This is a genomic window from Kitasatospora sp. NBC_00374, assembly GCF_041434935.1.
GTDB lineage: Bacteria > Actinomycetota > Actinomycetes > Streptomycetales > Streptomycetaceae > Kitasatospora.
The window spans coordinates 3,080,034-3,106,974 of sequence record NZ_CP107964.1; the positions used below are offsets into that span (position 1 = coordinate 3,080,034).

At 73.0% G+C, this 26,941-nt stretch carries 21 protein-coding genes; 6 read left to right on the forward strand and 15 right to left on the reverse strand.

From position 1 onward, the window contains the following. Window positions 1–12 precede the first annotated feature (12 nt). Window positions 13–1,332 (reverse strand): glycoside hydrolase family 18 protein, encoded by a 1,320-nt coding sequence (locus tag OG871_RS13825; protein ID WP_371497049.1) that lies wholly within the window; start codon window positions 1,330–1,332, stop codon window positions 13–15. 171 nt (window positions 1,333–1,503) lie between these two features. Next, window positions 1,504–4,167 carry an aconitate hydratase AcnA gene (gene acnA, locus OG871_RS13830; protein WP_371497050.1) on the reverse strand — a complete coding sequence of 888 codons (2,664 nt, stop codon included), beginning with the start codon at window positions 4,165–4,167 and terminating at the stop codon, window positions 1,504–1,506. Window positions 4,168–4,488: 321 nt separating this feature from the next. On the opposite strand from acnA, the gene OG871_RS13835 reads away from it, so the two are divergent. Beyond that, window positions 4,489–4,902 (forward strand): type II toxin-antitoxin system VapC family toxin, encoded by a 414-nt coding sequence (locus OG871_RS13835; RefSeq protein WP_371497051.1) that lies wholly within the window; start codon window positions 4,489–4,491, stop codon window positions 4,900–4,902. Between the two features lie 115 nt (window positions 4,903–5,017). Next, entirely contained in the window at window positions 5,018–5,557 is a 540-nt protein-coding gene (locus OG871_RS13840) for a superoxide dismutase family protein (RefSeq protein ID WP_371497052.1), read from the forward strand. Between the two features lie 103 nt (window positions 5,558–5,660). Here the strand turns inward: OG871_RS13840 and argF are convergent, their stop codons facing one another. The 3 genes from argF to OG871_RS13855 all read right to left on the reverse strand — a co-directional run bounded on the left by argF (window position 5,661) and on the right by OG871_RS13855 (window position 11,182). Next, window positions 5,661–6,659, reverse strand: a complete 999-nt coding sequence (argF, locus tag OG871_RS13845; protein WP_371503301.1) for an ornithine carbamoyltransferase — start codon at window positions 6,657–6,659, stop codon at window positions 5,661–5,663. Window positions 6,660–6,818: 159 nt separating this feature from the next. Continuing rightward, the gene (locus tag OG871_RS13850; RefSeq protein WP_371497053.1) at window positions 6,819–9,479 is read right to left on the reverse strand and encodes a polynucleotide kinase-phosphatase; all 2,661 of its coding nucleotides are present in this window, start codon (window positions 9,477–9,479) and stop codon (window positions 6,819–6,821) included. Then, complete coding sequence (locus OG871_RS13855) at window positions 9,476–11,182, reverse strand: 3' terminal RNA ribose 2'-O-methyltransferase Hen1 (protein WP_371497054.1); 1,707 nt, start codon at window positions 11,180–11,182, stop codon at window positions 9,476–9,478. The genes OG871_RS13850 and OG871_RS13855 overlap by 4 nt, the downstream gene beginning before the upstream one ends. A 134-nt stretch (window positions 11,183–11,316) precedes the next feature. Here OG871_RS13855 and dapD point away from each other — a divergent pair, with 134 nt between their 5' ends. Further along, window positions 11,317–12,306 carry a 2,3,4,5-tetrahydropyridine-2,6-dicarboxylate N-succinyltransferase gene (dapD, locus tag OG871_RS13860; RefSeq protein ID WP_371497055.1) on the forward strand — a complete coding sequence of 330 codons (990 nt, stop codon included), beginning with the start codon at window positions 11,317–11,319 and terminating at the stop codon, window positions 12,304–12,306. A 279-nt stretch (window positions 12,307–12,585) separates the two neighbouring features. Here the strand turns inward: dapD and OG871_RS13865 are convergent, their stop codons facing one another. From OG871_RS13865 to OG871_RS13900, 8 genes are all read right to left on the reverse strand, one after another. Next, window positions 12,586–13,614 (reverse strand): DUF6099 family protein, encoded by a 1,029-nt coding sequence (locus OG871_RS13865; RefSeq protein ID WP_371497056.1) that lies wholly within the window; start codon window positions 13,612–13,614, stop codon window positions 12,586–12,588. Between the two features lie 175 nt (window positions 13,615–13,789). Next, complete coding sequence (locus OG871_RS13870; protein ID WP_371503302.1) at window positions 13,790–14,221, reverse strand: nucleotide pyrophosphohydrolase; 432 nt, start codon at window positions 14,219–14,221, stop codon at window positions 13,790–13,792. Window positions 14,222–14,461: 240 nt separating this feature from the next. Then, on the reverse strand, window positions 14,462–15,724 hold the full coding sequence (locus OG871_RS13875; RefSeq protein ID WP_371497057.1) for an AAA family ATPase: 1,263 nt from the start codon (window positions 15,722–15,724) through the stop codon (window positions 14,462–14,464). 139 nt (window positions 15,725–15,863) lie between these two features. Further along, entirely contained in the window at window positions 15,864–16,721 is an 858-nt protein-coding gene (locus OG871_RS13880) for a putative RNA methyltransferase (RefSeq protein WP_371497058.1), read from the reverse strand. Window positions 16,722–16,831: 110 nt separating this feature from the next. Next, the gene (locus OG871_RS13885) at window positions 16,832–17,251 is read right to left on the reverse strand and encodes a fic family toxin-antitoxin system, toxin component (protein WP_371497059.1); all 420 of its coding nucleotides are present in this window, start codon (window positions 17,249–17,251) and stop codon (window positions 16,832–16,834) included. Beyond that, window positions 17,248–17,490, reverse strand: a complete 243-nt coding sequence (locus tag OG871_RS13890; protein WP_371497060.1) for a toxin-antitoxin system HicB family antitoxin — start codon at window positions 17,488–17,490, stop codon at window positions 17,248–17,250. Before OG871_RS13890 ends, OG871_RS13885 begins: the two co-directional genes overlap by 4 nt. 236 nt (window positions 17,491–17,726) lie before the next feature. Next, window positions 17,727–19,175, reverse strand: coding sequence for an MFS transporter (locus OG871_RS13895; RefSeq protein ID WP_371497061.1), 1,449 nt, complete (start codon window positions 19,173–19,175; stop codon window positions 17,727–17,729). Between the two features lie 92 nt (window positions 19,176–19,267). After that, window positions 19,268–20,272 carry a trans-aconitate 2-methyltransferase gene (locus OG871_RS13900; RefSeq protein WP_371497062.1) on the reverse strand — a complete coding sequence of 335 codons (1,005 nt, stop codon included), beginning with the start codon at window positions 20,270–20,272 and terminating at the stop codon, window positions 19,268–19,270. A gap of 78 nt (window positions 20,273–20,350) precedes the next feature. On the opposite strand from OG871_RS13900, the gene OG871_RS13905 reads away from it, so the two are divergent. The 3 genes from OG871_RS13905 (at window position 20,351) to OG871_RS13915 (ending at window position 22,755) form a co-directional block, all read left to right on the forward strand. Beyond that, window positions 20,351–20,989, forward strand: coding sequence for a helix-turn-helix domain-containing protein (locus OG871_RS13905; RefSeq protein ID WP_371497063.1), 639 nt, complete (start codon window positions 20,351–20,353; stop codon window positions 20,987–20,989). A 291-nt stretch (window positions 20,990–21,280) separates the two neighbouring features. Next, window positions 21,281–21,688: a hypothetical protein gene (locus OG871_RS13910; RefSeq protein WP_371497064.1), complete on the forward strand. Its 408-nt coding sequence runs from the start codon at window positions 21,281–21,283 to the stop codon at window positions 21,686–21,688. Continuing rightward, window positions 21,685–22,755 (forward strand): hypothetical protein, encoded by a 1,071-nt coding sequence (locus tag OG871_RS13915; RefSeq protein WP_371497065.1) that lies wholly within the window; start codon window positions 21,685–21,687, stop codon window positions 22,753–22,755. Before OG871_RS13910 ends, OG871_RS13915 begins: the two co-directional genes overlap by 4 nt. Before the next feature lie 113 nt (window positions 22,756–22,868). Here the strand turns inward: OG871_RS13915 and OG871_RS13920 are convergent, their stop codons facing one another. After that, a complete protein-coding gene (locus OG871_RS13920; protein ID WP_371503303.1) occupies window positions 22,869–24,209 on the reverse strand; it encodes a class I SAM-dependent RNA methyltransferase in 1,341 nt (446 codons plus the stop codon). Between the two features lie 456 nt (window positions 24,210–24,665). Then, window positions 24,666–26,729 carry an APC family permease gene (locus OG871_RS13925; RefSeq protein WP_371497066.1) on the reverse strand — a complete coding sequence of 688 codons (2,064 nt, stop codon included), beginning with the start codon at window positions 26,727–26,729 and terminating at the stop codon, window positions 24,666–24,668. Window positions 26,730–26,941: the final 212 nt, after the last annotated feature.

A 26,941-nucleotide genomic window follows, 5' to 3' on the forward strand; every position in this document is an offset into this window, starting at 1 on the left:
CGGGCCGAGCGGTCAGCGGCCGGTCCGGCCGAGCCCCTTGTCCAGTGCCGCGACCAGCGAGCCCTGGGCGTCGTCGTTGTCCAGTGCCCAGACCATCACACCACCCAGACCGTTCCAACGGGAGTACCGGGCCTTGCGGGTCAGCAGTTCCGGGGTGTCGTACGACCAGAAGTCCGTGCCGTCGTACTTCCAGGTGGCACCGTGCAGCCAGTCGTTGTGGACGGTGCCCGGCAGGTCCTTGATCCGGTTGTACGGGAGACTCCCGCCCCGCGCCAGGCCCGTGGCCGGCTGGTAGAGGCCGTGCTCGGCACCGGCCGGCACGCCCGTCCAGCCGTAGCCGTAGAACGGCACGCCGAGCACCGCCTTCGCCGGCGGCAGGCCCTTGTCCAGGTAGTGCCGGACCACCCGGTCGGCGCTGTAGCCGCGGTTCTCGGCGGCCGGGTCGCTCCGGTCGGAGTAGAGGTTGGCGTTGTGGTCGGTCGGCCCGAGGGTCTCCCAGGAGCCGTGCAGGTCGTAGGTCATCAGGTTGAGCCAGTCGACCGACCTGGCGACCTTGGCGACCTCCAGCCTGTCCGCCCTGGCCTCGTTGGCGGGCACGGCGGCGGTCAGCAGGTAGTGGGTGCGGCTCTTCGCGCCGAGTGCGTCCAGCTGGCGGCGGAACTCCTGCATCAGCAGGGTGTAGTTGCGGCCGTCCTCGGGGCGCACGACGTTCCCCGGGTCGCCGCCGCCGCCCGGATACTCCCAGTCGACGTCGATGCCGTCGAAGACCCCCGCGGCCGCGCCCCTGCCGCCCTCGGCCGACCCGAGCTGCGGCAGGTCGCCCTTGAGGTAGAGGTCGAGGCAGGAGGAGACGAACTTCTTCCGCGAGGCGTCGGTCAGGGCCGCGTCCGAGAAGTTCCTGGACCACGACCAGCCGCCCAGCGAGATCACCGCCCGGAGCTGCGGGTTGGCGGCCTTGAGCTTGCGCAGCTGGTTGAAGTTGCCCTTCAGCGGCTGCTCGGCGGCGTCGGCCAGCCCGTCCACCGACTCCTCGGCGCCCACCGGCCGCTGGTAGTCGGCCCAGGCGTCGCCGACGCCGGCGGCGTTGGCCTCGAAGCAGGTGCCCTCGGCGGAGACGTTGCCGAAGGCGTAGTTGATGACGGTGAGCCTGCCGGCCTGCCCGGAGGTCTGCACCTTCCTGGCGGAGAACCCGCCGTAGATGCCCCACTGGGTGAAGTAGCCGACCCGCTGCCCCTCCAGGCGCGGGGCGCGGCCGTGGGCCTGGGCGGCGGGGGCGGAGAGGGCTGCGGCCACCGTGACGGCGGCGAGAGCGGCTGCGGTACGACTGAGCATGCGCATACGAGAAGACCCGTGGCTTTCTCTGAATCAGCGTCAAATGGTCTGGACCAAGCTGAGACAGAGGTTTAGTCCACCCGGGGCACCGCGCACAAGAGGGGGCGCCGAACGCGGACCGGGCCGCACCCCTGGGGAGGGGTGCGGCCCGGTCGCCGTGCGGGGTGCCGGTCAGCCGTTGATCAGGCTGCGCAGCACGTACTGCAGGATGCCGCCGTTGCGGTAGTAGTCCGCCTCGCCGGGGGTGTCGATGCGCACCACGGCGTCGAACTCGATGCTGGTGCCGGCCTCGCCGACCGCCTTGACCTTGACGGTCTTGGGGGTGCGGCCCTCGTTCAGCTCGGTGACACCGGTGAAGGAGAAGGTCTCCTCGCCGGTAAGGCCGAGGGTCTCGGCGGTCTGACCGGCCGGGAACTGCAGCGGCAGCACGCCCATGCCGATCAGGTTCGAGCGGTGGATGCGCTCGTAGGACTCGGCGATGACGGCCTTGACGCCGAGCAGCGCGGTGCCCTTGGCCGCCCAGTCGCGGGACGAGCCGGAGCCGTACTCCTTGCCGGCCAGGACGACCAGCGGGATGCCGGCGGCCTGGTAGTTCTGCGAGGCGTCGTAGATGAACGACACCGGCGCGTCGGCCTGGGTGAAGTCGCGGGTGTAGCCGCCCTCGGTGCCCGGCGCGATCTGGTTGCGCAGGCGGATGTTGGCGAAGGTGCCGCGGATCATGACCTCGTGGTTGCCACGGCGCGAGCCGTAGGAGTTGAAGTCCCGCTTCTCCACACCGTGCTCGGTGAGGTACTGCGCCGCCGGGGTGCCCGGCTTGATGTTGCCGGCCGGGGAGATGTGGTCGGTGGTGACCGAGTCGCCCAGCTTGGCGAGGACGCGGGCGCCGGCGATGTCGTTCACCGGGCTCGGGGTCTTCGCCATGCCCTCGAAGTAGGGGGGCTTGCGGACGTAGGTCGACTCGGCGTCCCACTCGAAGGTGTTGCCGGTCGGCACGGGGAGCGACTGCCAGCGGTGGTCGCCGGCGAAGACGTCCTGGTAGCCCTTGTCGAACATGGCCTCGTCGATGGAGCCGGCGACGGTGTCGGCGACCTCCTTCTCGGAGGGCCAGATGTCGGCGAGGAAGACGTCGTTGCCGTCCGCGTCCTGGCCGAGCGCGTCCCGGGTGATGTCGACGTTCATGTTGCCGGCGAGGGCGTAGGCGACCACCAGCGGCGGGGAGGCCAGGTAGTTCATCTTGACGTCCGGGTTGATCCGGCCCTCGAAGTTGCGGTTGCCGGAGAGCACCGAGACGACCGCCAGGTCCGACTCGTTGACCGCGGCCGAGACCTCCTCGGGCAGCGGGCCCGAGTTGCCGATGCAGGTGACGCAGCCGTAGCCGACCAGGTTGAAGCCCAGCTTCTCCATGTACGGGAGCAGGCCGGCCTTCTCGTAGTAGTCCATGACGACCTTGGACCCGGGGGCCAGGGTGGTCTTGACCCACGGCTTGACGGTCAGGCCCTTCTCCACGGCCTTCTTCGCCAGCAGGGCGGCGCCCAGCATGACGGAGGGGTTGGAGGTGTTGGTGCAGGAGGTGATCGAGGCGATCACGACCGCGCCGTTGTCGATCGCGTACGAGGTGCCGTCAGGGGCGGTGACGGTGGTCGGCTTGGAGGCCTCGGCCGAGTACGTCGGCAGCGCCTCGGCGAACCTCTGCGCGGCCTCGGCCAGGATCACCCGGTCCTGCGGGCGCTTCGGGCCGGAGATCGACGGGACGACGGTGGAGACGTCCAGCTCCAGGTACTCGGAGAAGACCGGCTCGACCGACGGGTCGTGCCACAGGCCCTGCTCCTTGGCGTACGCCTCGACCAGGGCGAGCTGCTGCTCGTCGCGGCCGGTGAGCTTCAGGTAGCTGATCGTCTCGGCGTCGATCGGGAAGATCGCACAGGTCGAGCCGAACTCCGGCGACATGTTGCCGATGGTGGCGCGGTTCGCCAGCGGGATGGCGGTGACGCCCTCGCCGTAGAACTCGACGAACTTGCCGACCACACCGTGCTTGCGCAGCATCTCGGTGATGGTGAGCACCAGGTCGGTGGCGGTGGTGCCGGCCGGGAGCTGGCCGTTCAGCTTGAAGCCGACCACGCGCGGGATCAGCATGGAGACCGGCTGGCCGAGCATCGCGGCCTCGGCCTCGATGCCGCCGACGCCCCAGCCCAGCACGCCCAGGCCGTTGACCATGGTGGTGTGCGAGTCGGTGCCGACGCAGGTGTCGGGGTAGGCCTGACCGCCCCGGACCATGATCGTGCGGGCCAGGTGCTCGATGTTGACCTGGTGCACGATGCCGGTGCCGGGCGGGACGACCTTGAACTCGTCGAACGCGGTCTGGCCCCAGCGCAGGAACTGGTAGCGCTCCTTGTTGCGGCCGTACTCGATCTCGACGTTCTGGACGAAGGAGTCCGGGGTGCCGAACTTGTCGGCGATGACGGAGTGGTCGATGACCAGCTCGGCCGGGGCCAGCGGGTTGATCTTGGAGGGGTCGCCGCCCAGCTCCTTGACCGCCTCACGCATGGTGGCGAGGTCGACGACGCACGGCACACCGGTGAAGTCCTGCATGATCACGCGGGCCGGCGTGAACTGGATCTCCTCACTCGGCTCGGCGGTCGGGTCCCAGCCGCCGAGGGCGCGGATGTGGTCGGCGGTGATGTTCGCGCCGTCCTCGGTGCGGAGGAGGTTCTCCAGCAGGACCTTGAGGCTGTAGGGCAGCCGCTCGGAACCCTCGACGGCGGAGAGCTTGAAGATCTCGTACGACTCGTCGCCCACCTGCAGCGAGCTGCGGGCGTCGAAGCTGTTCGCGGACACGACTGACTCCTTCTAGGTCCACCCAGTGGTAAGGTAAGCCTTAGTTAGGCTCCGCCTCGCCACGATGGAAGGCGTGCGCCTCTCGGCAAGTATCTTGATGTCAAGATAAATCATAGCGCGGAGTTATCTCGACGTCGAGATAAACCATAGTGCATGCCCGTTCACCGGACGACGGCAGGCATGCCCGGGCATCCTCTCCAAACTTCACCTGCCGAGCGGGTACCGCAACCGCAACCGGAGCTGCCCGCGCCCCGGCCGGACCGACGGCGGCGGCGCTACCGTGGACCGGTCCGAAGATCCCATGAGCAGGGAGCCCCACCGGTGATAGTTGTCGACGCCTCGGCGCTGGTCCTGGCACTGGCCGACGAGGGCGAGCGCGGCGACGCCGCGCGGGCCGAGCTGGCCGCGGACGGCGAGTGGGCGGCGCCGGAGCACGTGGTGATCGAGGTGATGCAGTCCCTGCGCGGGCTCTACCTGGCCCGGCAGATCGAGGCCGCCCGGGTGGCCGAGCTGGCGGCCGAACTGCCGGGACTGCCGATCCGCAAGGTCGAGGTGGCCCCGCTGCTCGGCCGGATCTGGGAGCTCAAGGACAACCTGACCCCCGACGACGCCGCCTACGTGGCCGTCGCCGAGCAGCTGGGCGCCCCGCTGGTCACGGCCGACCTGCGGCTGATGCGGGCCAGCGGACCCCGCTGCGAGATCCGCGGCATCGGCGCGGCCGTCCCCGGGGCCTGAACCCGCGCCGGCGCTCCTCGTACGGGTGACCCGACGGCAGGTCTGCGTGCGGGCGGCCCCTTTCGGCGGCCACGGTGAGCGGTGTCCAGCTCCTCGTCCGGAAGGACCGGCCCCGATGCCCGTCCCGCTCTCCGGTCTGGCCGCCGCCCTGGCGCCGATCGCCCTGGTGCCCGCCGCCGCTCCACCGCCCACGGTGGTGGACGGCCGGTTCGCCCCCGCCTCGGCGTTCGTCCCGCCGACCGCGATCAGCCACGCCCAGGACCTGGTGCCGTACGGCGCGCACGTCCGCGTCACGGTGGTGCGCGGCGCCCTGGGCACCACCGTCGCCGTGGAGCTGGCCGGTGTCGCGCCCGACCACACCTTCCCGGCCCACGTGCACACCGGCCGGTGCGGGGCCGACCCGGCCTCCTCCGGCCCGCACTACCAGGACCGGCCCGCCCCGGTGCAGCCGCCCACGGACCCCGCCTTCGCCGACGCACGCAACGAGCTGAGGCTGGCCGTCCGCACCGACGCGTCCGGTGCGGGCCACGCGCAGACCATGGTGACCTGGGGCTTCCGGACGGACGAGGCCCACTCGCTGGTGCTGCACGCGGGGGACGCCGCCGGGCCGCACGCCGCCGGGGACCGGGCGGCCTGCGTCAACGTCGACTTCTGAGAGCGCGGGCCGGCGGGGCGGACGGTCGGAGGGCGCGGTCGGTGGGCCGGGCGCTCGGTGGGCCGGGCAGCCGGGGGGGCGATGGCGGGGGGGGTGGTGGCGCTCAGCCGAGGGTGGCGACCAGGACCGCCTTGATGGTGTGCAGACGGTTCTCCGCCTGGTCGAAGACCACCGAGTGGTGCGACTCGAACAGCTCGTCGGTCACCTCCAGCTCGGTCATCCCGGTGGCCTCGTGGAGCTGCCGGCCGACCTCGGTGCCCAGGTCGTGGAAGGCCGGCAGGCAGTGCAGGAAGCGCACCGCCGGGTTGCCGGTGGCCCGCACGGTGTCCATCGAGACCTGGTACGGCCTCAGCAGCTCGACCCGGTCCGCCCAGACCTCCTTGGGCTCCCCCATCGACACCCAGACGTCGGTGTAGAGGAAGTCGGCCCCGGCCACCCCGGTGGCGACGTCCTCGGTGAGGGTGATCCGGGCGCCGGTGCGGCCGGCCAGCTCCTCGGCCGCCTTCCGGACCTCCTCGGTCGGCCAGAGCTGCTGCGGTGCGACGATCCGGATGTCCATGCCGAGCAGGGCGCCGGTGACCAGCAGCGAGTTGCCGGTGTTGAAGCGGGCGTCGCCCAGATAGACCAGGGTGACGTCGGCCAGCGGCTTGGTGGAGTGCTCCTGGATGGTGAGCACGTCGGCCAGCATCTGGGTCGGGTGCCACTCGTCGGTGAGCCCGTTCCAGACCGGCACCCCCGCGTGGGCGGCCAGCTCCTCGACGATCTCCTGACCGTAGCCCCGGTACTCGATCCCGTCGAACATCCGGCCGAGCACCCGGGCCGAATCCTTGATCGACTCCTTGTGGCCGAGCTGCGAACCCGCCGGATCCAGGTACGTGGTGGAGGCACCCTGGTCGTGGGCGGCCACCTCGAAGGCGCAGCGGGTGCGGGTCGAGGTCTTCTCGAAGATCAGCGCGATGTTCTTGCCGCGCAGCCGCGGCTGCTCGGTCCCGGTGTACTTGGCCGCCTTGAGCTGCGCCGCGAGGTCCACCAGGTGCCGGAACTCCTGGGGCGTGAGGTCGAGCTCCTTGAGCAAGTGCCGGTTCCGGAGGTTGAAGGCCATGCCGGGCTCCTGGGTCATCTGGTGGATCGGGCGACTCGGCGAACCGAGACGGGAAGTGTATACGACTACCGGAATTTATATGCATCGCTGGGGTGACGGAGGCCCCACGGCGCGCGGGACATCCCGCGAACACCGTGGGGCCTGCACCCACCGGAGCACCTACAGCCGGGGGTCGACCGGCTCGGACTCCAGCGCCAGCACCGCGAAGACCGGCTCGTGCACCCGCCACAGCGGCTCGCCGGCCGCCAACCGGTCCAGTGCCTCCAGGCCCAGGGCGTACTCGCGCAGGGCGAGCGAGCGCTTGTGCCCCAGGAAGCGCTGGCGCAGCTGGTCCAGGTACTGGGTGTAGTCCGGGCCGTAGATGATCCGCAGGTACTCCCGGCCGCGGACCTTCACCCCGGGCTGGACCAGCCGTCCGTCGGCACCGCCGCGGACCAGCGAGGCCAACGGCTTGACCACCATGCCCTCGCCGCCCGCCTCGGTGAGCCGTTCCCACCAGGCGATGCCCGCGGCGACCGAGGCCTGGTCCGAGGTGTCCACCATCAACCGGCCGGTGCGCTGCAGGATCGGCGCGGCCGGATCGTCGGCGGCCGCCAGCCGGTCGATCCAGCCGAGGTGCTGGTCGTGCGGGCGCACCGCGAGGTTGGCGCCCTCGGCCGCCAGCAGCTGGAACGGCGCCAGCCGGATGCCGGACAGACCCTCGGTCGGCCAGCAGTATCGGCGGTAGGCGGCGGTGAACGCCTCGGCGTCCGCCGCGCGCTGCCGCTGCTGGGCCGTCAGCTCGGCGACGTCCAGACCGCGGCCGGCGGCCCGCTCCAGCGCGGCGAGCACCTGCGGCAGCGCCGCGCCGGCGGCCGCGCCGACCGCCGCGTACTGCCGGCGCAGCAACTCTGCGGCCTTGAGCGACCAGGGCATCAGCTCGGCGTCGAGCAGCAGCCAGCCGGTGCCGAGCTCCTCGAACAGACCGGCACGCTCGGCGGCGGCGCGGACCCGGTCGAGGACCGCGGCGGTCAGCTCCTCGTCCCCGAGGAACGCCCGGCCCGTCCTGGTCCAGATCGCGCCGGGTCCGGCCAGGTCGAAGCGCTTCTCGAGTGCCGTGTCGTCCCGGGCGACCAGCACCACGGCGCGGGAGCCCATGTGCTTCTCCTCGCAGACCACGTGCTGTACGCCGTCGTGCGCGTAGGCGTGGAAGGCCTCCTCGGGGTGTTCCAGGTAGCCGTCCCGGCGCGAGGTCGCGCAGGGTGCCATGGTCGGCGGGAGGTAGCTGAGCAGCCGCGGGTCCAGCGCGAAGCGGCTCATCACCTCCAGCGCCGCCGCCGCGTTCTCCTCCCGGATCGAGACCCGGCCGTGGTGGGTGGTCTCGACGATCCGGCGGCCCGCCACGTCGGCGAGGTCCAGCGGACGGCCCTCGCGGGAGCCCGGCGCATCGGTGTGCATCGGACGGACGGGGGCGTACCACTCCTGCTCGGCGGGCACGCTGACCAGTTCGCGCTCGGGGTAGCGCAGCGCGGTGAGGCTGCCGCCGAAGACGCAGCCGGTGTCCAGGCAGATGGTGTTGTTGACGAAGCTCGCGGTCGGGACCGGCGTGTGCCCGTAGACCACCAGCGCCTTGCCCCGGTACTCCTCCGCCCACGGGTAGCGGACCGGCAGGCCGTACTCGTCGGTCTCGCCGGTGGTGTCGCCGTACAGCGCGTGCGAGCGGACCCGGCCGGAGTTGCGGCCGTGGTACTTCTCCGGCAGACCGGCGTGGCAGACCACCAGGTCGCCGCCGTCGAGGAGGTAGTGGCTGACCAGGTCCCGCATGAAGGCGCGGACCTGGACGCGGAACTCCTCCGGCTCGGCGGCGAGCTGGTCCAGCGACTCCTGCAGGCCGTGCGAGACGGTGACCTTGCGGCCGGCCATCTGCCGGCCGAGCTTGTTCTCGTGGTTGCCGGGCACACAGATCGCGTGCCCGGCGGCGACCATGCCCATCACCAGACGCAGCACACCCGGCGTGTCCGGGCCGCGGTCGACCAGGTCGCCGACGAAGACCGCGGTACGGCCCTCGGGGTGCGCGGCGTCGACCGGGCGGCCCAGCTCGTCCCGGGTGAGCGTGTAACCGAGTCGGGTGAGCAGGGTCTCCAGCTCGGAGCGGCAGCCGTGGATGTCACCGACGATGTCGAACGGGCCGGTGAGGTGGCGCAGGTCGTTGAAGCGCTTCTCGGGCACGATCTCGGCGCCCTGCACCTCGGCCTCGCCGCGCAGGATGTGCACCTTGCGGAAGCCCTCGCGCTCCAGGCCCTTGAGCGAACGGCGCAGCTCGCGCTGCTGACGCGGGATGACGTGCGCCGGCAGCTGGCGGTCCGGCCGGTGCCGGTTGCGCTCGGCGCAGACGCCCGGCGGGATGTCCAGCACGATGGCGATCGGCAGCACGTCGTGCTCGCGGGCGAGCGCGACGAGCTGCTTGCGCGCCTCCGGCTGGACGTTGGTCGCGTCGACGACGGTGAGCCGGCCGGCGGCGAGGCGCTTGCCGACGATGTAGTGGAGCACCGCGAAGGCGTCGGCGGAGGCCGACTGGTCGTTCTCGTCGTCGGCCACCAGCCCGCGGCAGAAGTCGGACGAGACGACCTGGGTCGGGCGGAAGTGCTTGCGGGCGAAGCTGGACTTGCCCGCGCCGGTGGTGCCGATCAGCACCACCAGGGAGACGTCGGTGACGGGCAGCCGGCGGACGGGCTGCGCGGCCTCGACCGAGTCGGCCGGCTCGGTCGGCTCGGCCGGCTCGGCGACGGGCCGCGGGAGGGGCTGCGCGGCCTCGGCGGGCTGTGGTGCGTCGGTGGTCATCGGGTCGCGCTCCCTTCCTGAGAAGCGTCCTGAGCGGTGGCGGTCTGTGCGGTGGCGGTCTGTGCGGTCGCGGTCTGTGCGGTGGTGCTCTGTGCGGTCTCTGCGGTGGTGCCCTGTGCAGTGCTGGTCGGGCCCGGGGTGCCGATGCGGAAGAGGGCGAGCTGGGTCGGCGCACCGACCTCGTCGTCCGACGGGCCGACCGGGCGGACGGTGACGGTGTAGCCGTACTTCCGGGCCACCTCGTCGGCCCAGGCGGCGAACTCCGCGCGGGTCCACTCGAAGCGGTGGTCCGCGTGCCGGACGTGGCCGGCCGGGAGGCTCTCCCAGCGGACGTTGTACTCGACGTTGGGGGTGGTGACGACGACGGCGGCCGGACGGGCCGCACCGAACACCGCGTACTCCAGGGCGGGCAGCCGGGGCAGGTCGAGGTGCTCGATGACCTCGGAGAGCACGGCCGCGTCGTAGCCCTTGAGCCGGGCGTCGGTGTACGTCAGGGCACCCTGGACCAGCTTGACCCGGGCCGCCTGACGTTCGGTCATCCGGTCCAACCGCAGCTTACGGGCGGCGGCGGCGAGCGCGCGGGAGGACACGTCCACCCCGAGCACCTCGGTGAAGCGGGCGTCCTTCAGCAGCGCGCCGACCAGCTCGCCCTGACCGCAGCCGAGGTCGAGCACCCGGGCGGCACCCGTCTCGTGCAGCGCGGCGACGATCGCCTCGCGGCGCCGGACGGCGAGGGGGACGGGCTTGTCCTGCTGCTCGTCCTCCTGCTTCTGGTCCTCGTTCTGGGCCTGGGCCTGGGCCTGCTGGGCGTCGTCCTGGTCCTGCGGAAGGTCGTCGACTGCGTTGTCCACCTCCTCGGCCTCCTGGTCCTCGGCCTCGGCCAGCCGGGCCAGGGCGAGCCGCTCCAGCGCGAGGCGGGTGAGCGACCAGCGGCGAGCCAGGTACCGGCGGGTGATCAGCCCCAGCTCGGGGTGGTCACCCAGCCAGCCCTCGCCGGCGGCGAGCAGCTTGTCGACCTCGTCCGGCGCCACCCAGTAGTGCTTGCTTCCGTCCATGACCGGGAGCAGCACGTACAGCTGCTGAAGCGCGTCGGACAGGCGCAGGGTGCCGGAGAGCTCGACCCGGACGTATCGGGACGCGCCCCACTCGGGGAAGGTCTCGTCGAGCGGGATCTCCGCCACCTCGGTCTGCCAGCCGAGCGGTTCGAACAGCCGGGCCACCATCGCCGCGCCGCCGCCACCCGCGCCGTTGCCACCCGCGCCGCTGTCTGCCGCGCCGGTGGCGCCCGTGCCGAAGCCGTTTGCCGGGACTGCGGGAAGCGAGATCCGCAGCGGCAGCGGCTGGTCGGCGAGACCGGGCCGCTGCTCGCAGACGCCCTTCATCGCGGACCGGAACACCGTCCGCAGCGCCACCGCGAGCAGCGAGGACGCGGCGTAGGGCCGGTCGTTGACGTACTGGGCGAGTGCGAGGTCGGGGGAGCCGCCGCGCCCCTTGCCCCGGCCCTGGCGGACCAGGGCGACCGGGTCGACGTCGAGCAGCAGCACAGCCGTGCACGCCGCCTCGGTCGCTTCCGGGTAGAGGACGTGGGCCACGCCGTGGGAAGTCGAGAACCGCTGCACCTTGTCGGGGTGCTTGTGGAGCAGAAATCCCAGGTCAGTGGCAGACCGCTGGGCCGTGCCTGTGGTGGAGATCGAGATGAACACCTGTCCGAGTATCGCGGAGCGCCGGGTCGGCGGTCACCGGGTTTTGGCGTGCGCGGCCCTCTCATGGCCCGGCACGCCGTCCGCACGGTGGGCGTGTTCGGCAACCGGGACCGGGATTGGCTAACGTGCACGGTGTGACTGCTGAAACCTCCTCCCTCGCACGCGGCGCCGTCGCCGCCGGTCTGGCCACCCTCGCCGCGGACGGCACCATCCTCGACACCTGGTACCCCGCGCCGGAGCTGGCCGACCAGCCCGGCCCCGCCGGCACCGTACGGCTGACCGCCGAGCAGGCGGAGGCCGCGCTCGGCCCGGGCGCCTCCGAGGCCCTGCGCAGCGACGCGCGCCGGGGCGTCGAGGTCGTCGCGGTGCGCACCACGATCGCCTCGCTGGACGAGAAGCCGCTCGACGCGCACGACGCCTACCTCCGGCTCCACCTGCTCAGCCACCGGCTCGTCAAGCCGCACGGCCAGAACCTGGACGGCATCTTCGGCCTGCTGGCCAACGTCGCCTGGACCAGCATCGGCCCGGTGCCGGTGGACCTCGTCGAGCAGGCCCGGCTCGCCGTCCGCGCGCAGGGCGGCCAGCTCGCCGTGTACGGCATCGACAAGTTCCCGCGGATGACGGACTACGTCGCTCCGGGCGGTGTCCGGATCGCCCACGCCGACCGGGTGCGCCTCGGTGCCCACCTGGCCGAGGGCACCACCGTGATGCACGAGGGCTTCGTCAACTTCAACGCCGGCACCCTCGGTACCTCGATGGTGGAGGGCCGGATCAGCGCCGGTGTCGTGGTCGGCGACCACAGCGACATCGGCGGCGGCGCCTCGATCATGGGCACGCTCTCGGGCGGCGGCAAGCAGGTCGTCTCGGTGGGCGAGCGCTGCCTGCTCGGCGCCAACGCCGGCATCGGGATCTCGCTGGGCAGCGACTGCGTGGTCGAGGCCGGCCTGTACGTCACCGCCGGCACCCGGGTGACCACCCCGGACGGCAAGATCGCCAAGGCGGTCGAGCTGTCCGGCCAGGACAACCTGCTGTTCCGCCGGAACTCGCAGAGCGGCGCGGTCGAGGTCATCGCCCGGTCCGGCTCCTGGGGCGGGCTGAACGCCGAGCTGCACGCGCACAACTGATCTCCTCTCGTTCTTCACCGCCGGGCCTCCGGCGCCTGCGTCCCCGACCCAGGCGCCGGAGGCCCGGCGCGTTCCTCCCGCGGCGCCCCGGACAGCGGGGGCGGGGGCGGGGGCGGGGGCGGCCGTGCCGAGGCCGGCTCACTAGCCGAGCCGGGCGGCGGCCCGCAAACCCGGATCACCCCTGGGACTGACAGCGGACGAGGGTTGGACCTCAACGGGTGGTCCCCGGTGACCGGTCGCGATCGGGGCTCGTTGGACCGGCGGCCGACATCCGTCGCCTCACACCGCACTACCGAGCTGGAGGGGCCCCCTCATGTCCGAGCCCTGGTCCGAGGCGCCCACCGCGCCGCCGACACCCGCTGCCCCGGCCGTACCCGCCGTACCCGCGGCGCCGCAGAGCCTGCTGGAGCAGATGCAGGAGCTGCTCGCATCCATCAGCACCGATCTGGCCGGGCTCGACGCCGACCTGCAGTCCTCCGGGGCGCGGGCGGCCATGGCGGCCCGAACCACCGAAGGCTCGACCGGGACCGCCGACTCCGGCCGGTAGCCGCCGACGCCGGGCGGCCCCAGCGGGACGACCAGTATCGGCAGCGCCCGTCCCGCCCGCCGGTCGCCGCCCGGGCCGGACACAGCACCGCCGCCCGGCCGCCCGGCCGCCCCCTGCGCGCACCGCGCCCACTCGGCCCGCTGCGCACTGACGCCGCGCTGATCGCGCTCGGGCCCGGACTCCTCGGGGACCGCATCGACGCCGTCCCAGGCGTCCTCCGGGCCGCCGGAGTCCGGGTCGGTCTCGTCCGGCCCCGTCGGCGGCGGGGCTCCCGCCTCGCGGCGGACCGTCCTCAGCAGCTCCGCCAGCAGGTCCTTGCATTCGGCCCCGGCATCGACGCCGTCGATGCAGCGCCAGTAGACGCTCTCGGCCTCGGCCCCACAGGCGAGCACCACCAGCGTCTCCGCCACCTCGTGCAGCAGGCTGCCGAGACCCAGCAGCACGGGCTCCAACTCGCCGAGCTCACCCAGCCGATCGGCCCGGCCGCCGCCGGACCAGTCGGCTGGCCAGTCGTCGGAGCCGTCGACGGCCCGATCCGGGTCGATCTCCGGCTGTGGCTCGACGCAGCTCGCCGCGTGGCCGCCGGCATCGCAGAGGAGCTGGCCGAGCGCGGCCACCTCGCCGGCCTCGCGCTCGGCGATCCGCGCCCCCACGGCCTCGGTCAGCAGACCGGCCTGCCATGCCTCCAGCAGTGCGTCCGGAACCGTCCTCGCCTCGGCCAGGGCGTGCCGGGCGGTCTTGATCAGTCGCAGCGCGTCCATGCCCGCCGCTCCCTTCGCTCGCGTCGGACCGCCGCCATGGGGGCGGCGGATCACGACGCAAGCCTGCGGTCCGCACGGGCGTCCGGCAGGACCCCTTCCGTTTCCTGTGGACAACTGCGGCCTGTGGACAACTCATGTCACCCACACGAGTGAAGGAGTCGGATCCGTCAGCTGATCAACCGTCCGTGACCTCCGGATCGTGCGCCTCACGAACCTCTCGAACCTCATGGACGTCAGCTGCACCACCCACACCACGAGCAGTGCCCGCACCGGAAGCGTCACCGCTGCCACCCTGCGCACCCGGGACCGGAAAGCGCAGCTCGTTCCGCTCGATCTTCGCCGCCAGAGCGGTCAACGGATCCACACCCACTGCCGCACAGAACTGGAGGAGGTAGGCCAGCACGTCCGCCACCTCGTCCTCCACCCGATGGGCCGCCTCGGGCTCCGCCATCACGGACGCCGCCTGCTCGGGGGTCAGCCACTGGAAGATCTCCAGCAGCTCCCCGGCCTCCACGCTCAGCGCGGCGGCCAGGTTCTTCGGGGTGTGGAAGGGCTGCCAGCTGCGGGCTGCCGCGAAGGCGGTCAGCCTCTGCTGCAGATCCGTCAGGGAGTGCGGTGCGCCGCCCGGCTCGGGCGTCTGTCGATCGGTCACCCGCCCAGGTCTACCGCAAACCGCCACTCCCCCGGGGCCTGACCTCCCGTCCCTCGTGCCCGCCTGCCCCGGCAAGAGCCCGCACACCAGGCCGCCACCGGTCCGGCGCCGCACCGGCCCGGCACGACCATCCGCACCGGCGCCCCCACCGGCCCGGCACGACCATCCGCACCGGCACGACCACCCGCACCGGCGCTACCGTGGGTCCGGCCCGCCCTGCGGCGGTACCCGCAGGGGCTCCGGCCGCAGCAGCACGCTGTGCCCGGTCGCCGGGTCCCGTCGGCACTCCACCAGCTCGACCCCGCCCACCTCGCGGGCCGCCGTCGGGTCCTGCAGGGCGCCCAGCAGCCGGATGTCCTCCTTGGCGCAGACCTCCCGGGCCAGCCGCAGCAGCGAGGCCGTCTGCTCGACCCCCAGCCCGGCGCCGAGGTCCTCCGCCAGGACCGTCAGCTGACGGTGCGCCGGGGGCACCTCCGCCGCCGGGTCGACGTCCAGCACCCCCGCCCCGGTGAGGAGTACCGCCGCGAACGCGAGCAGCCGCAGCATGCCGTCCGAGGCCTGGTCGGCCCCGGTCCGGCCGAGGACGCCCTCGTCGAAGACGGCCAGCAGCCGCTGCTGCGACTCGCTGCCCCGGAGCGCGACGTCCAGGCCGAGCAGCGGGTGCGGGGCGGCCGCCTGGACGGCCTTGAGCAGGCGGCCGTAGCGCCGGGTACAGTCCTGCTTGAGCCGGGCCAGTACGGCGGAGATGTTGGCGGCGCTGCCGAGCAGCCGGGCCTGCGGATCGGGCCTGGCCCAGCCCCGCATGGCGGCCGGTACGGGGTGCAGCTGGAAGACCTCCCGCAGCGCTGTCAGCAGGTGTTCGGCGGCGGTCACCACCTTCTGCTCCCCGGGTGAGGAGCCGGCCACCCGGAGCGGGATCTGAGCGGTGATCAGGCTGGTGCTAGGGAAGGGCGCCCGGATGTCGCCCTGCCGGGTGTCGTTGTGCCAGGTGACGTTGATCCGGCCGTGCGCCACATCCTGCTCGCCGGTCTCGACCAGGGTCTCCCCGGCCAGCGTCACCCACTCCCGGGCGATCCGGACCGGCCCGTCGGTGCGCACCACGACCTCCAGTCGGATCGGCCCGGCGACGGAACGGACGGTGCAGCCCAGGATGATCGCGTTCCGTCCGTGCGGGACGCAGCCGAGCATCCCGCCGCGGACGGGCGCGGCCAGCGGGCCGGTCAGCGCGCCGTTGCCGTCCAGGGAGGCCCGGATCTCCTCTCCGATGGCGAGCCGGGAGAGCACCGCCAGTGCGTCCAGGGCGTTGGACTTTCCGACCCCGGAGGGCCCGTGCAGCACGGTCAGTGCGGAGAGCGGCAGGGTGGCCCGGCGGTAGGACTTGAAGGAGGTGAGCCGGAGCTCCTCGACGGTCGGACGGAGGGTCTGACGGGGTGCGCACCGGACGGCTTCGCTGGTCACTCCGAGGACCCTAGCCCCCGCCTGATCAGCAGAAACGTGCCTCCGGTGGCCATTCACCCCAACGAGTAAGCCGACCCGGCAGCAGGCCGGCCCGGCAACAGGTCGGTCCGTCGACAGGCCGGATCAGCAGAAGGTCGGCTCAGCGATAGGTCGACACCAGCACCGACCCGGTCACCTCGACCGGCTCGGGCAGCTCGGCAAGCATTCCCGCCAGCCGCTCCCGGTCGGTGTGCCAGGCGCTGGGCCCCATCCCGACCACGGCGGCCGCGTCCGGGTGCGCGAGCCGCAGCCGGAACTCGACCTCGACCCGGTCGGCCCGGTCGAACCACGGGCCGAGCTTCTCGTCGATCCGGCGCTCCTTGTCCTCGTCCACCGAGAGCAGGCCGAGCCCCGCGACCAGCTCGCGCAGGTGACGGGAGGTCGGCGAGACGACCAGCAGCCGGCCGCCGGGGCGCAGCACCCGGCGCAGTTCCGGCCCGTTGCGCGGGGCGAAGACGTTGAGCACCAGGTCGGCGCTGCCGTCGAGCAGGGGGAGCGGCTTCCAGGCGTCGCAGACCACGGCGCCGATGAGCGGGTGGGCCCTGGCGGCGCGGCGCAGCGCGTACTTGGAGATGTCCAGCGCGGCGCCCGCCCGCTCGCCGCCGAGGCGGTCGAGGACGTGCGCCAGGTAGTAGCCGGTGCCCGCGCCCAGGTCGGCGACCAGGCCGGGAGCGTCCGACGAGCCGTGGCCCGGGTCGTCGACGGCGGTCCGGGCGGCTTCGGCGAGGGCGTCGGCGACGGGCCGGTAGTGCCCTGCGGCGAGGAACCCGGCGCGGGCGGCGACCATCTCGGCGGTGTCGCCGGTGCCGGTGTGCGCGTCCCCGGGCAGCAGGCTGACGTATCCCTGCCTGGCCTGGTCGAAGCTGTGCCCGGCGGCGCACCGCAGGGTGCGGCCGTGCAGGACGAGGTGCTGCGCGCAGTGCGGGCAGGCCAGGGAGTGCTCGATGTCCTGCAGCAAGGTGGTCGTTCCTCGTGGTCCGGGGCGGTGCGGCCCCAGCCTACTCAGTCCTGGCCCGCCGCCCGGCCCGCCGCCCGCGCCTCCGCCGGGCCGCCGCCCCGCCTTCGGACTCAGTCCTCCTCCTCGTCCTCGCCGCCGACCTCCTCCCCCTCGGCCTCGTCGACCACCCAGGACGACAGCCGCTCGGCCACCCCGGTGACGCCGAGCTTGCCCTCCCGGATCGCCCGGGCCAGACTGCGGACCTCGCGGGCGGTGGTGGCGACACTGCAACCGCTGGCCACCAGGTAGGAGTACGCGACCGCGGTGGCGAACAGCTCGTTGCTGCGCTCCAGCGCGGGCACCCGGATGAGCTGGTGCATCAGGGCCGCGGCGCGGTCCTGCGGCTCGGGATAGACGGCGATGTCGAAGATCTCGGCCTGGTGTCGGGCGACCGCGGCCAGCAGTGATCCGTAGTCGATGACCTGGGGATCACCGGGCGTGTACTGCTCAGCGGTCATGAGCAGCCACGAGAGGTCCACCTCGAGGTTCAACGGCGCCCGCTGGGGGCGTCGCCGGGGCCGTGCTCGCCGAATTCGGCCAGGAAGGCCGTCTCGTACTCCTTCATGAACTGGGCGGCGGTGTCCACGAACAGCCGCCCGGCTTCGCCCATGTCCTGCTGGACGAGCTTCTCGATGTACTGGTTCATGCTGATCCCCTGCTGCTCGGCCCGCTCACGGGCCATCTCGGCGGTGGTCGCGTCCACCCGGACGTTCAGCTGCTTCTTGGCCATAGTTCAAGCTAGCGCCATAGTGCTAGCACGGCAAGGGCGCACGGGGCGCTCGGTCCGCGCCGTCCGGTGCCGGGAGGCGCCGGGTTTCCGGTACGGCCGTCGGTACCCGGCCGGCGGTGCTGCCGGCTGCGGAGAGTGTCGGTCTTCGGCGTGCGGCTCCCGTGGTCCCTCGGCGTGCGGGCGGTCAAGAGGCGTGCAAGTGGCTGCAAGAGGAGAGTGCCCAGCCCGCCCGACGGTCACTCGCCCGCCGTGCGCCGCGCGCGAGCGCGGCTCGCGACCACGATGACGAGCGCGCCGAGAATCAGGACCGCCGCCACCGCGAAGGTGATCCGCATGCCGGTGCCGACCGCCCCGGGAGTCGCCGCCGTGACGTCCGTCGTCGCCGAGGCGAGCGCGAACACGGCGCCCATGACGGAGGCGCCGGTGATGAGCCCGAGGTTGCGCGACAGGTTGAGCATGCCGGAGACGACGCCCCGTCGGTCCGGGCGGACCTCGGCCATGACGGAGGTGTTGTTGGCCGTCTGGAACACCGCGTAGCCGGCGGTGATGACCACGATCGGGCCGAGATAGCCGCAGACGCCGAGCGTCGACGGGAGCAGGGACAGCAGGAGGGCTCCGGCCGCGATCGCGAGGAGGCCGGCAACCGTCATGCGCGGCGCGCCGAAACGATCCGCGATCCGGCCGGCCGGCACCCCGGTCACTGCGGCGACCAGTGGGCCGGCCGAGAGCGCCAGCCCGACCAGGGCCTCGCCGAGCCCGAGCGTACGAGACAGGTAGAACGGGCCGACCACCAGCGTGGCCATCATCACCGTCGACACCAGCGCGCTCGTGGCGAGGCTCGCGCTCAGCGCCGGATCGCGGAACATCGCCGGCCGGACCAGCGGTGAGACCGCTCTCGACTCGACGCGCACGAAGAGGCTCACCCCGCAGGCCGCGGCCGCCAGCAGAGCCGCGTTGAGCACACCGAACCGGCCGTGACCCATGGTCATGGCCAGTGCGTAGGCGCCGAGCGTCAGGGCGAGCAGCAGCGTGCCCACGGTGTCGAAGCCGGGCCGGTCGGCCTCGGCCGCCCGCCGGTCGGCGGGCAGGTGGCGCTGCGCGAGGAGGAACGTCACGAGACCCAGGGGCGCGTTGACGAGGAAGATGGCCCGCCAACCGAGCCCGGAGATCAGCGCGCCGCCCAGCGACGGGCCGAGGGCGGTGCCGACCGCGGACATCGTCCCGAGCAGGCCCATGGCACTGCCGGTCCTCGCCTTGGGCACCGTCTCACCGACGAACGCCATGGTCAGAGCCATCATGACGGCCGCTCCGAGGCCCTGCGCAGCCCGGGCGGCGACCAGCATCCAGAGCGTGGGCGCGAGGCCGCACAGCACCGAGGCCACGGTGAACAGGAGGATCCCGCCCAGCAGCAGCCGTCGGCGGCCGGTGAGGTCACCGAGCCGTCCGACGCTGACGATCAGGGTGGTGATGGCCAGGAGGTAGGCGAGGACGATCCACTGGACCTCCTGAAATGAGGCGGCGAACGCCTGGGCCAGCGTCGGCAGGGCGACGTTGGCGATGCTGGTGCCGAGCGAGGACAGCAGCATGGAGAGCGAGAGGCCGGCGAGCACCCATCGGAGCGACGGTGTCCGCTCCGCACTCGGGTGCACCGCCCGGTCCTGTCTCGCGCTGGTGGGATTCAACATGAACTCCGTTCTCCGGTCACCGCCCGACACCGAACAGGGCGGGGCGGGTTGGGCAGGGCGGGTGGGGTGGGCAGGGTCGGGCTCGTACGCGGTCAGTGAGCCGGACGGACGGCCGTGTAGACCGTGACGCCCGCGAGCAGGAAGGCGTCCGGCCGCCGCAGGATGCCCTCCGGCGCCCCGGGGTCGAGCAGGACGTCGAGCGTCCTGAGGTCCTCTTCGGCCAGGGCATCGCTCGCCGCCTCCCGTACCCGGGTCAGCTGGGCGTGCAGGTAGGAGCGGGCCGGCCCGCCCAGGGGTGCGGGCAGGTCGAGGAGGGAGGTGAAGGTGCGCGCGCCGGTGAGCCCGGCGCGGCGGAGCAGCTCGGGCCAGTCCTCGACGACGGCGGTGCTGCCGGGCAGCTCCGCACGCATCTCCTCGAACCAGGTCTCCAGGGCGACGTCCAGTCGGGCCTGGAGGCCCGGCCGGCCGATGCCGATGTCGCGCGGCAGGAAGCGCATCGGCAGGCCGCCCTCCGCCACGGCGAGCAGTCCGCCGGGCCTCAGCGCACCGGCGAGCGCCTTCAACGCTCCCTGCTGGTCGCCGAGATGGTGCACGGCCTTGCTGCTCCAGACCAGGTCCGCGGTGCCGACCCCGCCTTCCCCGCCCTCGCCGTCGCCCTCGCCGTCGCCGGTGCCGGCGCCGGTGCCGGCCAGGCCCTCGGGCAGCTCGGCGTGCCGCACGGCCACCCGATCGCCCAGGCCGAGCCGCCCGGCGCGCGCCAGCGCACGGTCCAGCAGCCCGGGCGCGCCGTCCACGGCGACCGCCTCCGCGCCGGCGAAGGTCTCGGCGAGCACGCAGGTCATCACGCCCGGCCCGCTGCCGACGTCGAGGATGCGGCGGACCCGGTGGTCCGGGCCGAGCAGTTCCTTGAGCCGGGCCGCCGCGAGGCGGAGGGCGGGGAGCTGCACGTCGCCGCCGGTCTCCAGCTGAGTGGCCATGACCTCCCAGTCGATGTCGGTGCGGTGGTGCGCGTGCGCGTGCTTGTGCGCATGGGCGGGCGCGGGCGCACTCCCGTGCCTGGGCCCGTGTCCGTGGCGGGAATCGTTGTGTGTGCTCATGCCGCGGAGCATCCGCCCGTCCGGCCCGACCGGGCAACTTCTGTTGCCGATTCCGGGACAACGAGATGGAATGCCCGCATGGACACCCCACCCGGCACTCCACCCGGCACTCCACCCGACAACCCGCCCGACTCCCCGCCGGCCTACCGGACGGTCCTCGAGGAGGTGGCCCCCCGGCTCAGGCGGCTGCGGGCCAAGCGCGGCCTCACCCTGGCCGAGCTCTCCGAGGCGACCGGCATCTCCAAGAGCACGCTCTCCCGACTGGAGTCCGGGCAGCGCCGCCCCAGTCTGGAGCTGCTGCTGCCGCTCGCCGGTGCGTACCGGGTGCCGCTGGACGACCTGGTCGGCGCCCCCGAGGTGGGCGATCCCCGGGTACGGCTGACGCCGCACACCCTGCCGAACGGCGGCACGTTCGTCCCGCTGACCCGAAGCCCGGGCCCGCTCCAGGCGTACAAGATGGTGATCACCGACCGGGGCTCCGAACCGGACCTCCGCACCCACGAGGGCTACGAGTGGCTGTACGTGCTGGACGGGCGGCTGCGGCTCGTCCTCGCCGAGCACGATCTGGTCCTGCGCGCCGGCGAGGCCGCCGAGTTCGACACCCGGGTGCCCCACTGGTTCACCAGCGCCGACGGGCGGCCGGTCGAGGTCCTCAGCCTCTTCGGGCGGCAGGGGGAGCGCATGCACGTCCGCGCGAAACCCCGCAGCGCGACCTGAACCCGGCCACCCGCGGGGGGCCGGGCCGCCGGGCATGCCGGTAACGCGCCTTTCCAACAAGGGAGTTGAAGAGACAGTCGACACGTGCCATCCTCATCTCCGCGAACGCCCGTCCGAGACCGGGGGTGCGGAATGGGAGAGTCGGCGAGAGCCGCGAGCACGGCCGTCGGGGTACTGCTGCTTCTTACCGTCGCGTGTACCCAGACCCGGGCCGGCGGTCACTCCGGCGGCGCCGCGCCCGGGGCACCGACCGCCGCGCAGAGCGGCAAGGCACCGGTGTCACAGCTCAGGATGCCGACGATCGAGTTCACCGACCAGGACTTCGGGGACGGTCCGAACAGCGTGTGGCCGGCCGTCAAGGAGCGGTTCACCGCGGAGTGCGCCCGGGTCTACGGCACCCCGACGCTGTGCGTGAAGCTCAAGCGCGTCTACACCGAGCCGGTGAACGAGAGCTCGGGCGGGCGGCCGTGCGGGTTCGTCCGGACGGACCCGGCGAAGAACACTCCCCTGCAGCGCGACCAGCAGGTGCTGCTGATCGGCCGCCGTTGCCCCTCCCCCTCGACGGCCAGGACGCAGTCCCCCTCCCCGCCCCGGTCGCCGTCCCCGCCCCGGAGCCCGTCGCCGGCCCTCCCGGGGTCGCCCTCCGCTCCGGCCGCCGGCACGGCCGCGACGGCCGTGTCGGGCACGGCCCACGCATGAGCGGGGCGGACCCGACGGCTGGGCAGGAACGACCGCCCCCGCCGCCCGGGATCGGCCAGATCGGCAGGGCCTTCGGCACCGTCGTCGCACCGACCAGTGCGCTGACCGCCCTGCTGTACTACTTCGGCCACCAGCACGCGTACTGGTTCTTCGCGTCCTTCGGCGTGGACCTGAGCCCGCTCGGCATGAGTACGGTCGACTACCTGCGCCGTTCCCTGGACGCGCTGTTCGTGCCGCTGGTCGTCCTCGCGGCGGTCGCGCTGGCCGCACCGGCGGGCCATCGCCTGCTCACCGCCCGGCTGGCGGCCCGCCCGGGCCCGCGGACCGTCCGGCTCACCGTGGCCACCCTGGCGGCCCTCGCCCTGCCGACGGCGCTGACCGGGCTCTGGAGCGTCTTCGCGACGACCTTCCTCACCGCGCACCTGGTGGCCGCGCCGGCGGCCCTGGCCGTCGGGGTGACCCTGCTCGCCTACGCGCTCCACCTGCACCGGTCGGTGCCCACCGGCGGTGTCCCCGCCCCGCCGACGGCCCCGGCGACACCCGATCCGCAGCCGACGCCCACCGCGCCCGCCGCGCCTGACACCGTCCCACCGACGCCCGCCGCGCCGGCCACGGCCCCGCCCGGGCGGGCCACCGCCCAGACCCCACCTCCCGGCCCCCTGCCCGCGGCCCGCCCGTTGTCCGTCACCGAGTGGGCCGTGGTGGTCACCCTGGTCGGTGTGAGCCTGTTCTGGGCCGCCAACGACTACGCGGCCGCCGTGGGCCGCACCCGCGCCGCCCAGTTCGTGGCGGAGCTGCCGGCCCTGCCCGAGGCGGTGGTCTACAGCGAGCACGGTCTCGGCATCACCGCGCCCGGAGTCGTGGAGACCCGCTGCCAGGCCCCGGACTCCGCGTACGCCTTCCGGTACGACGGCCTCCGGCTGATGATCCAGTCCGGCGGCCGGTACGTGCTGCTGCCCGCGCACTGGCGCCCCGAGGACGGCGTGGCGATCCTGCTGCCGAGCACCGACTCGATCCGGTTGGACTTCTCCGCCCCGGGCGCGGCCCCCGGATTGCCCGCCTGCTGATCCCGGGAGCCCGGCCCGGCAGCGCCCGCCCCCGCGGACGCCGGACGGCGGGTGCCGCAGTCGCCTCCCGCACCCGCCGTCCGTGGTCTCCGCAGTCCGCCGCCTGCCGCCGGTCAGCCCGCGACCGGCTCCAGGATGGCCACGCACTCGAAGTGGTGGGTCATCGGGAACAGGTCGAAGGCCCGCAGCGAGACCGGCCGGTAGCCGCCCTCGCGGAAGTACGCCAGGTCCCGGGCGAGCGCCGCCGGGTCGCACGCGACGTACGCGATCCGGCGGGCCTCCAGCCCGGCCAGGTGCGCGACGGTCTCGCGGCCGGCCCCCGCGCGCGGCGGGTCGAGGACGATCAGGTCGGTGTTGGTGATCCCGGTCCGCGGGAGCAGCGTCTCGACCTTGTCGCACTCGATCTGGACGTTCTCCAGCGCGGCCAGGTTGTGCCGGGCGTCGACGACGGCCTGCTTGGAGGACTCGATGCCGAGCACCGCGCCGTCCTCGCCGACCCGCTCGGCCAGTGCCCCGGCGAACAGGCCGACGCCGCAGTAGAGGTCGAGCGCGCTCTCGCCCCACTGCGGGTCGAGGCCGTCCAGGACCGCCGAGACCAGGGTGTCCGGGGCCTCGGGGTGGATCTGCCAGAAGCCGCCGTTGGAGACCCGCCAGGTACGGCCCGCGGCCACCTCGCGCACGAAGGTGCGGCCGTGCACCCGGTGGAAGTTGTCGTGCTCGTCGATCCGGGAGATCGAGACCGGCCGGTCCAGCTCGACCAGCGGCAGCTGCGCGCCCGGAGCGGGAACGAGCACCACCTGGCGGTCGGAGGAGCCGGTGGCGGCGATGACGTCGACCGAGGCGACGCCCGGCCACTCGCGCGACTCGATGCCCAGCTCGGTGACGCCCTCGGCCGCGATCAGGCAGCGGTCGACCGGCTGGATGTCGTGCGACCGGTGCTTGCGCAGGCCCACCGAGCCGGTGGCCGGGTCGACCGCGTACTGGACCCGGGTGCGCCAGGCGGGTACCTCGCCGGGCGGGAGCTTGCCGCCGACCGGCTCGACGCTGCCGTCCCAGCCCGCCTCGGCCGGGGTGAGCCCGGCGAGCTTGGCGAGCTGCTCGGTGAGCACCTGGCCCTTGAGCTTGCGCTGGCCGCCCGGGGTGACGTGCTGCCAGTCGCAGCCGCCGCACTTGCCGGGGCCCGAGAACGGGCACGGCGGGCTGATCCGCTCCTTGGCGGGCTCCAGGATCTCCACCGCGTCGGCCCGCAGGAAGCGGGACTTCGTGGTGCCGTCGGTGACCTCGGCGATCACCCGCTCGCCGGGCAGCGCGTGCCGGACGAACATCACCCGGCCCTCGTGCCGGGCCACGCAGTGCCCGCCGCCGTGCGCGACCGCGCCGACCTCGACCTCGTACCGCTCGCCGACCAGCGGGTCACCGGCCGGTGCCTTCTGGACGGGCTCGCCGGTGCGCAGCGCCTTGGGCGGGCGGACGGGCTGCTTGCGCGGCTGCCGTGCCTTGGGCGCCTGCTGCGCCGGGGACGCCGCCGTACGGTCGCCGCCCCCGGCCGCGGCACCCTTGCCGGCCGCGCCCTTGCCCGGCGCGCCCTTGCCTGCCGCACCGGCCTTCCCGGCTTCGAGCTTCGCCTTCGAGGCGGACTTCGGGCCGCCCTTGATCGCGGCCTTGGGCACGACCGTGGGCCGGTCCTCGGGCCGCTCGGACTCGCCCGGCGCCAGCGGCGCGGTCTGCGCCGTGAAGCCGTCGCGGTCGGTTGCGGCGGGCCGGGCGGGCCGGGCGCCCCAGCGCGGGTGGGCCACCTGCCCCGGCTTGGCGCCGGACTTGGCGCCGGGCCGGCTCGGCCGGCCGGATGAGCGGGGCGGGGTGTTGCGGGTCACTGGCATGCGTCCTAACGCGAGCGGTGCGGGTCGTTCTTACGCGAGCGGGGCGGAGTCCTTGCCCGGGTCGGTACCCGGGCGCTGCTGGTCGTCGGAGCTCTGCGCGGGCCGGTGCCGGGGCTCGCCGCGACGGACGGCGCCCGGAGCGGACCATGCCTTCTGCGGCTTGCGCCGCTCGGAGGACTCCAACTGCCAGGGTACGGAAGTCACCATGACCCCGGGCTTGAACAGCAGTCGTCCCTTGAGCCGCAGTGCGCTCTGGTTGTGCAGCAGGTGCTCGTACCAGTGGCCGACCACGTACTCCGGGATGTACACCGACACCACGTCGCGGGGGCTGGAGCGGCGCAGGTTCTTGACGTACTCCAGGACCGGGCCGGTGATCTCGCGGTACGGCGAGTCGAGCACCTTGAGCGGTACCTCGATGCCGCGCTCGTCCCACTCCTTGCGGAGCGCGGCCGTGTCCACCGGGTCGACGTTGACGCTCACCGCCTCCAGCGTGCCGGCGCGGGCCAGCCGGGCGTACGCGAGGGCGCGCAGCGCGGGCTTGTGCAGCTTGGAGACCAGCACGATGGCGTGCACCCGGGTGGGCAGCACCACGTCGTCCGGCTCCTCGGCGGCGACCAGCTCGGCGGAGACCCGCTCGTAGTGGCGGCGGATCGCCTTCATCATGACGAACAGCACCACCATGGTGGCGATGGCGATCCAGGCGTGGCTGATCTTGGTGGCCAGCACGACGATCAGCACGGCCATGGTCATCACCAGGCCGAAGGTGTTGATCGCCCGACTGCGCTGCATGTGGGCGCGCTTCTTCGGGTCGGTCTCGGTGCGCAGCAGCCTGGTCCAGTGCCGGATCATGCCGGACTGGCTCATGTTGAACGACACGAAGACGCCGACGATGTAGAGCTGGATCAGCCGGGTCGGGTCCGCGTCGAACGCGACGATGAACAGGATCGCCGCGGCGGCCAGCAGGATGATGCCGTTGGAGAAGGCCAGGCGGTCACCGCGGGTGTGCAGCTGGCGCGGCAGGTAGCGGTCCTGGGCCAGGATCGAGCCGAGCACCGGGAAGCCGTTGAAGGCCGTGTTGGCGGCCAGCACCAGGATCAGGCCGGTGACCGCGGCGACGAAGTAGAAGCCCGGGGTGAAGTTCGAGAAGACGGACTCGGAGATCTGCGCCAGCGCCGTCTTCTGGTGGTAGTCGGCAGGGGCGCCGACCAGCTGGGTGGCGGGCTCCTCGGCCATCTGCACACCGGTCAGCCGGGCGAGCCAGATGATGCCCATGAACATCACCACGGCGATCGAGGCCATCAGCAGCAGCGTGGTGGCGGCGTTCTTGCTCTTCGGCTTGCGGAAGGCCGGCACGCCGTTGGAGATCGCCTCCACACCGGTGAGTGCGGCACAGCCCGAGGAGAACGCCTTCAGCAGCAGGAAGACCATCGCGAAGCCGGCCAGCGACTCGTTGCCCGGGGTCGGCTGCAGGTGGAAGCCGGCGCTCTCCGCGTCCATCGTCTGGCCGAAGCCGAAGTACCGGACGGCGCCGTAGACCACCATGCCGATCACGCCGACCATGAAGGCGTAGGTGGGCACGGCGAACGCGCTGCCGGACTCCCGGACGCCGCGCAGGTTCATGCCCATCAGCACGATCACCACGACGACCGACAGCCCCAGCTCGTGGCCGCGCAGCGAGGGCACCGCGGAGACCACGTTGGCCACCCCGGAGGTGGTGGAGACCGCCACGGTGAGGATGTAGTCGACCAGCAGCGCGCTGGCCACCACCAGGCCGGAGTTCGGGCCGTGGTTGACGGTGGCGACCTCGTAGTCGCCGCCGCCGCTCGGGTACGCGTGCACGTTCTGCCGGTACGAGGCGACCACCGCGAGCATCACGACCGCGACGACGACGCCGATCTGCCAGGAGAAGTGGATCGCCGAGGCCCCGGCAAGGGACAGGGTGAGCAGGATCTCCTCGGGGGCGTAGGCGACCGAGGAGAGGGCGTCGGACGCGAACACCGGAAGCGCGATGCGCTTGGACAGCAGGGTCTCTCCCAGCTTGTCACTGCGCAGCGCGCGTCCGATCAGGATGCGTTTCGGTAGGTCAGCAGGCATAGGCACATCAAGGAATCGTAGGGGCTGCCGACAGCGGAGCCGACGACCGGTGCCCCCTTGGTCGAGCCTGCGTTCGGCCGACCGGCTAGCGTGTCGGATGATGAGGTTGCGGGCAACACTCCAGTTGCCCCGGCAGTAACCCGGTACGCCACAGGAAGTGCGTAGCCGACGGATCGCCCCCGAGAGCAGGGCGCGGAAGGATGATGAGCGGT

Bases quoted from the DNA above. Each gene is read 5' to 3' on its own strand.
- OG871_RS13900 (WP_371497062.1), bottom strand. From the start codon at position 20,272: ATGAGCACACACAACGATTCCCGCCACGGACACGGGCCCAGGCACGGG.
- OG871_RS13910 (WP_371497064.1), top strand. From the start codon at position 21,281: ATGCCGACGATCGAGTTCACCGACCAGGACTTCGGGGACGGTCCGAAC.
- OG871_RS13915 (WP_371497065.1), top strand. From the start codon at position 21,685: ATGAGCGGGGCGGACCCGACGGCTGGGCAGGAACGACCGCCCCCGCCG.
- OG871_RS13895 (WP_371497061.1), bottom strand. From the start codon at position 19,175: ATGTTGAATCCCACCAGCGCGAGACAGGACCGGGCGGTGCACCCGAGT.
- OG871_RS13905 (WP_371497063.1), top strand. From the start codon at position 20,351: ATGGACACCCCACCCGGCACTCCACCCGGCACTCCACCCGACAACCCG.
- OG871_RS13825 (WP_371497049.1), bottom strand. From the start codon at position 1,332: ATGCTCAGTCGTACCGCAGCCGCTCTCGCCGCCGTCACGGTGGCCGCA.
- OG871_RS13840 (WP_371497052.1), top strand. From the start codon at position 5,018: ATGCCCGTCCCGCTCTCCGGTCTGGCCGCCGCCCTGGCGCCGATCGCC.
- OG871_RS13890 (WP_371497060.1), bottom strand. From the start codon at position 17,490: ATGGCCAAGAAGCAGCTGAACGTCCGGGTGGACGCGACCACCGCCGAG.
- OG871_RS13865 (WP_371497056.1), bottom strand. From the start codon at position 13,614: ATGGACGCGCTGCGACTGATCAAGACCGCCCGGCACGCCCTGGCCGAG.
- OG871_RS13925 (WP_371497066.1), bottom strand. From the start codon at position 26,729: ATGCCTGCTGACCTACCGAAACGCATCCTGATCGGACGCGCGCTGCGC.
- argF (WP_371503301.1), bottom strand. From the start codon at position 6,659: ATGGCCTTCAACCTCCGGAACCGGCACTTGCTCAAGGAGCTCGACCTC.
- OG871_RS13850 (WP_371497053.1), bottom strand. From the start codon at position 9,479: ATGACCACCGACGCACCACAGCCCGCCGAGGCCGCGCAGCCCCTCCCG.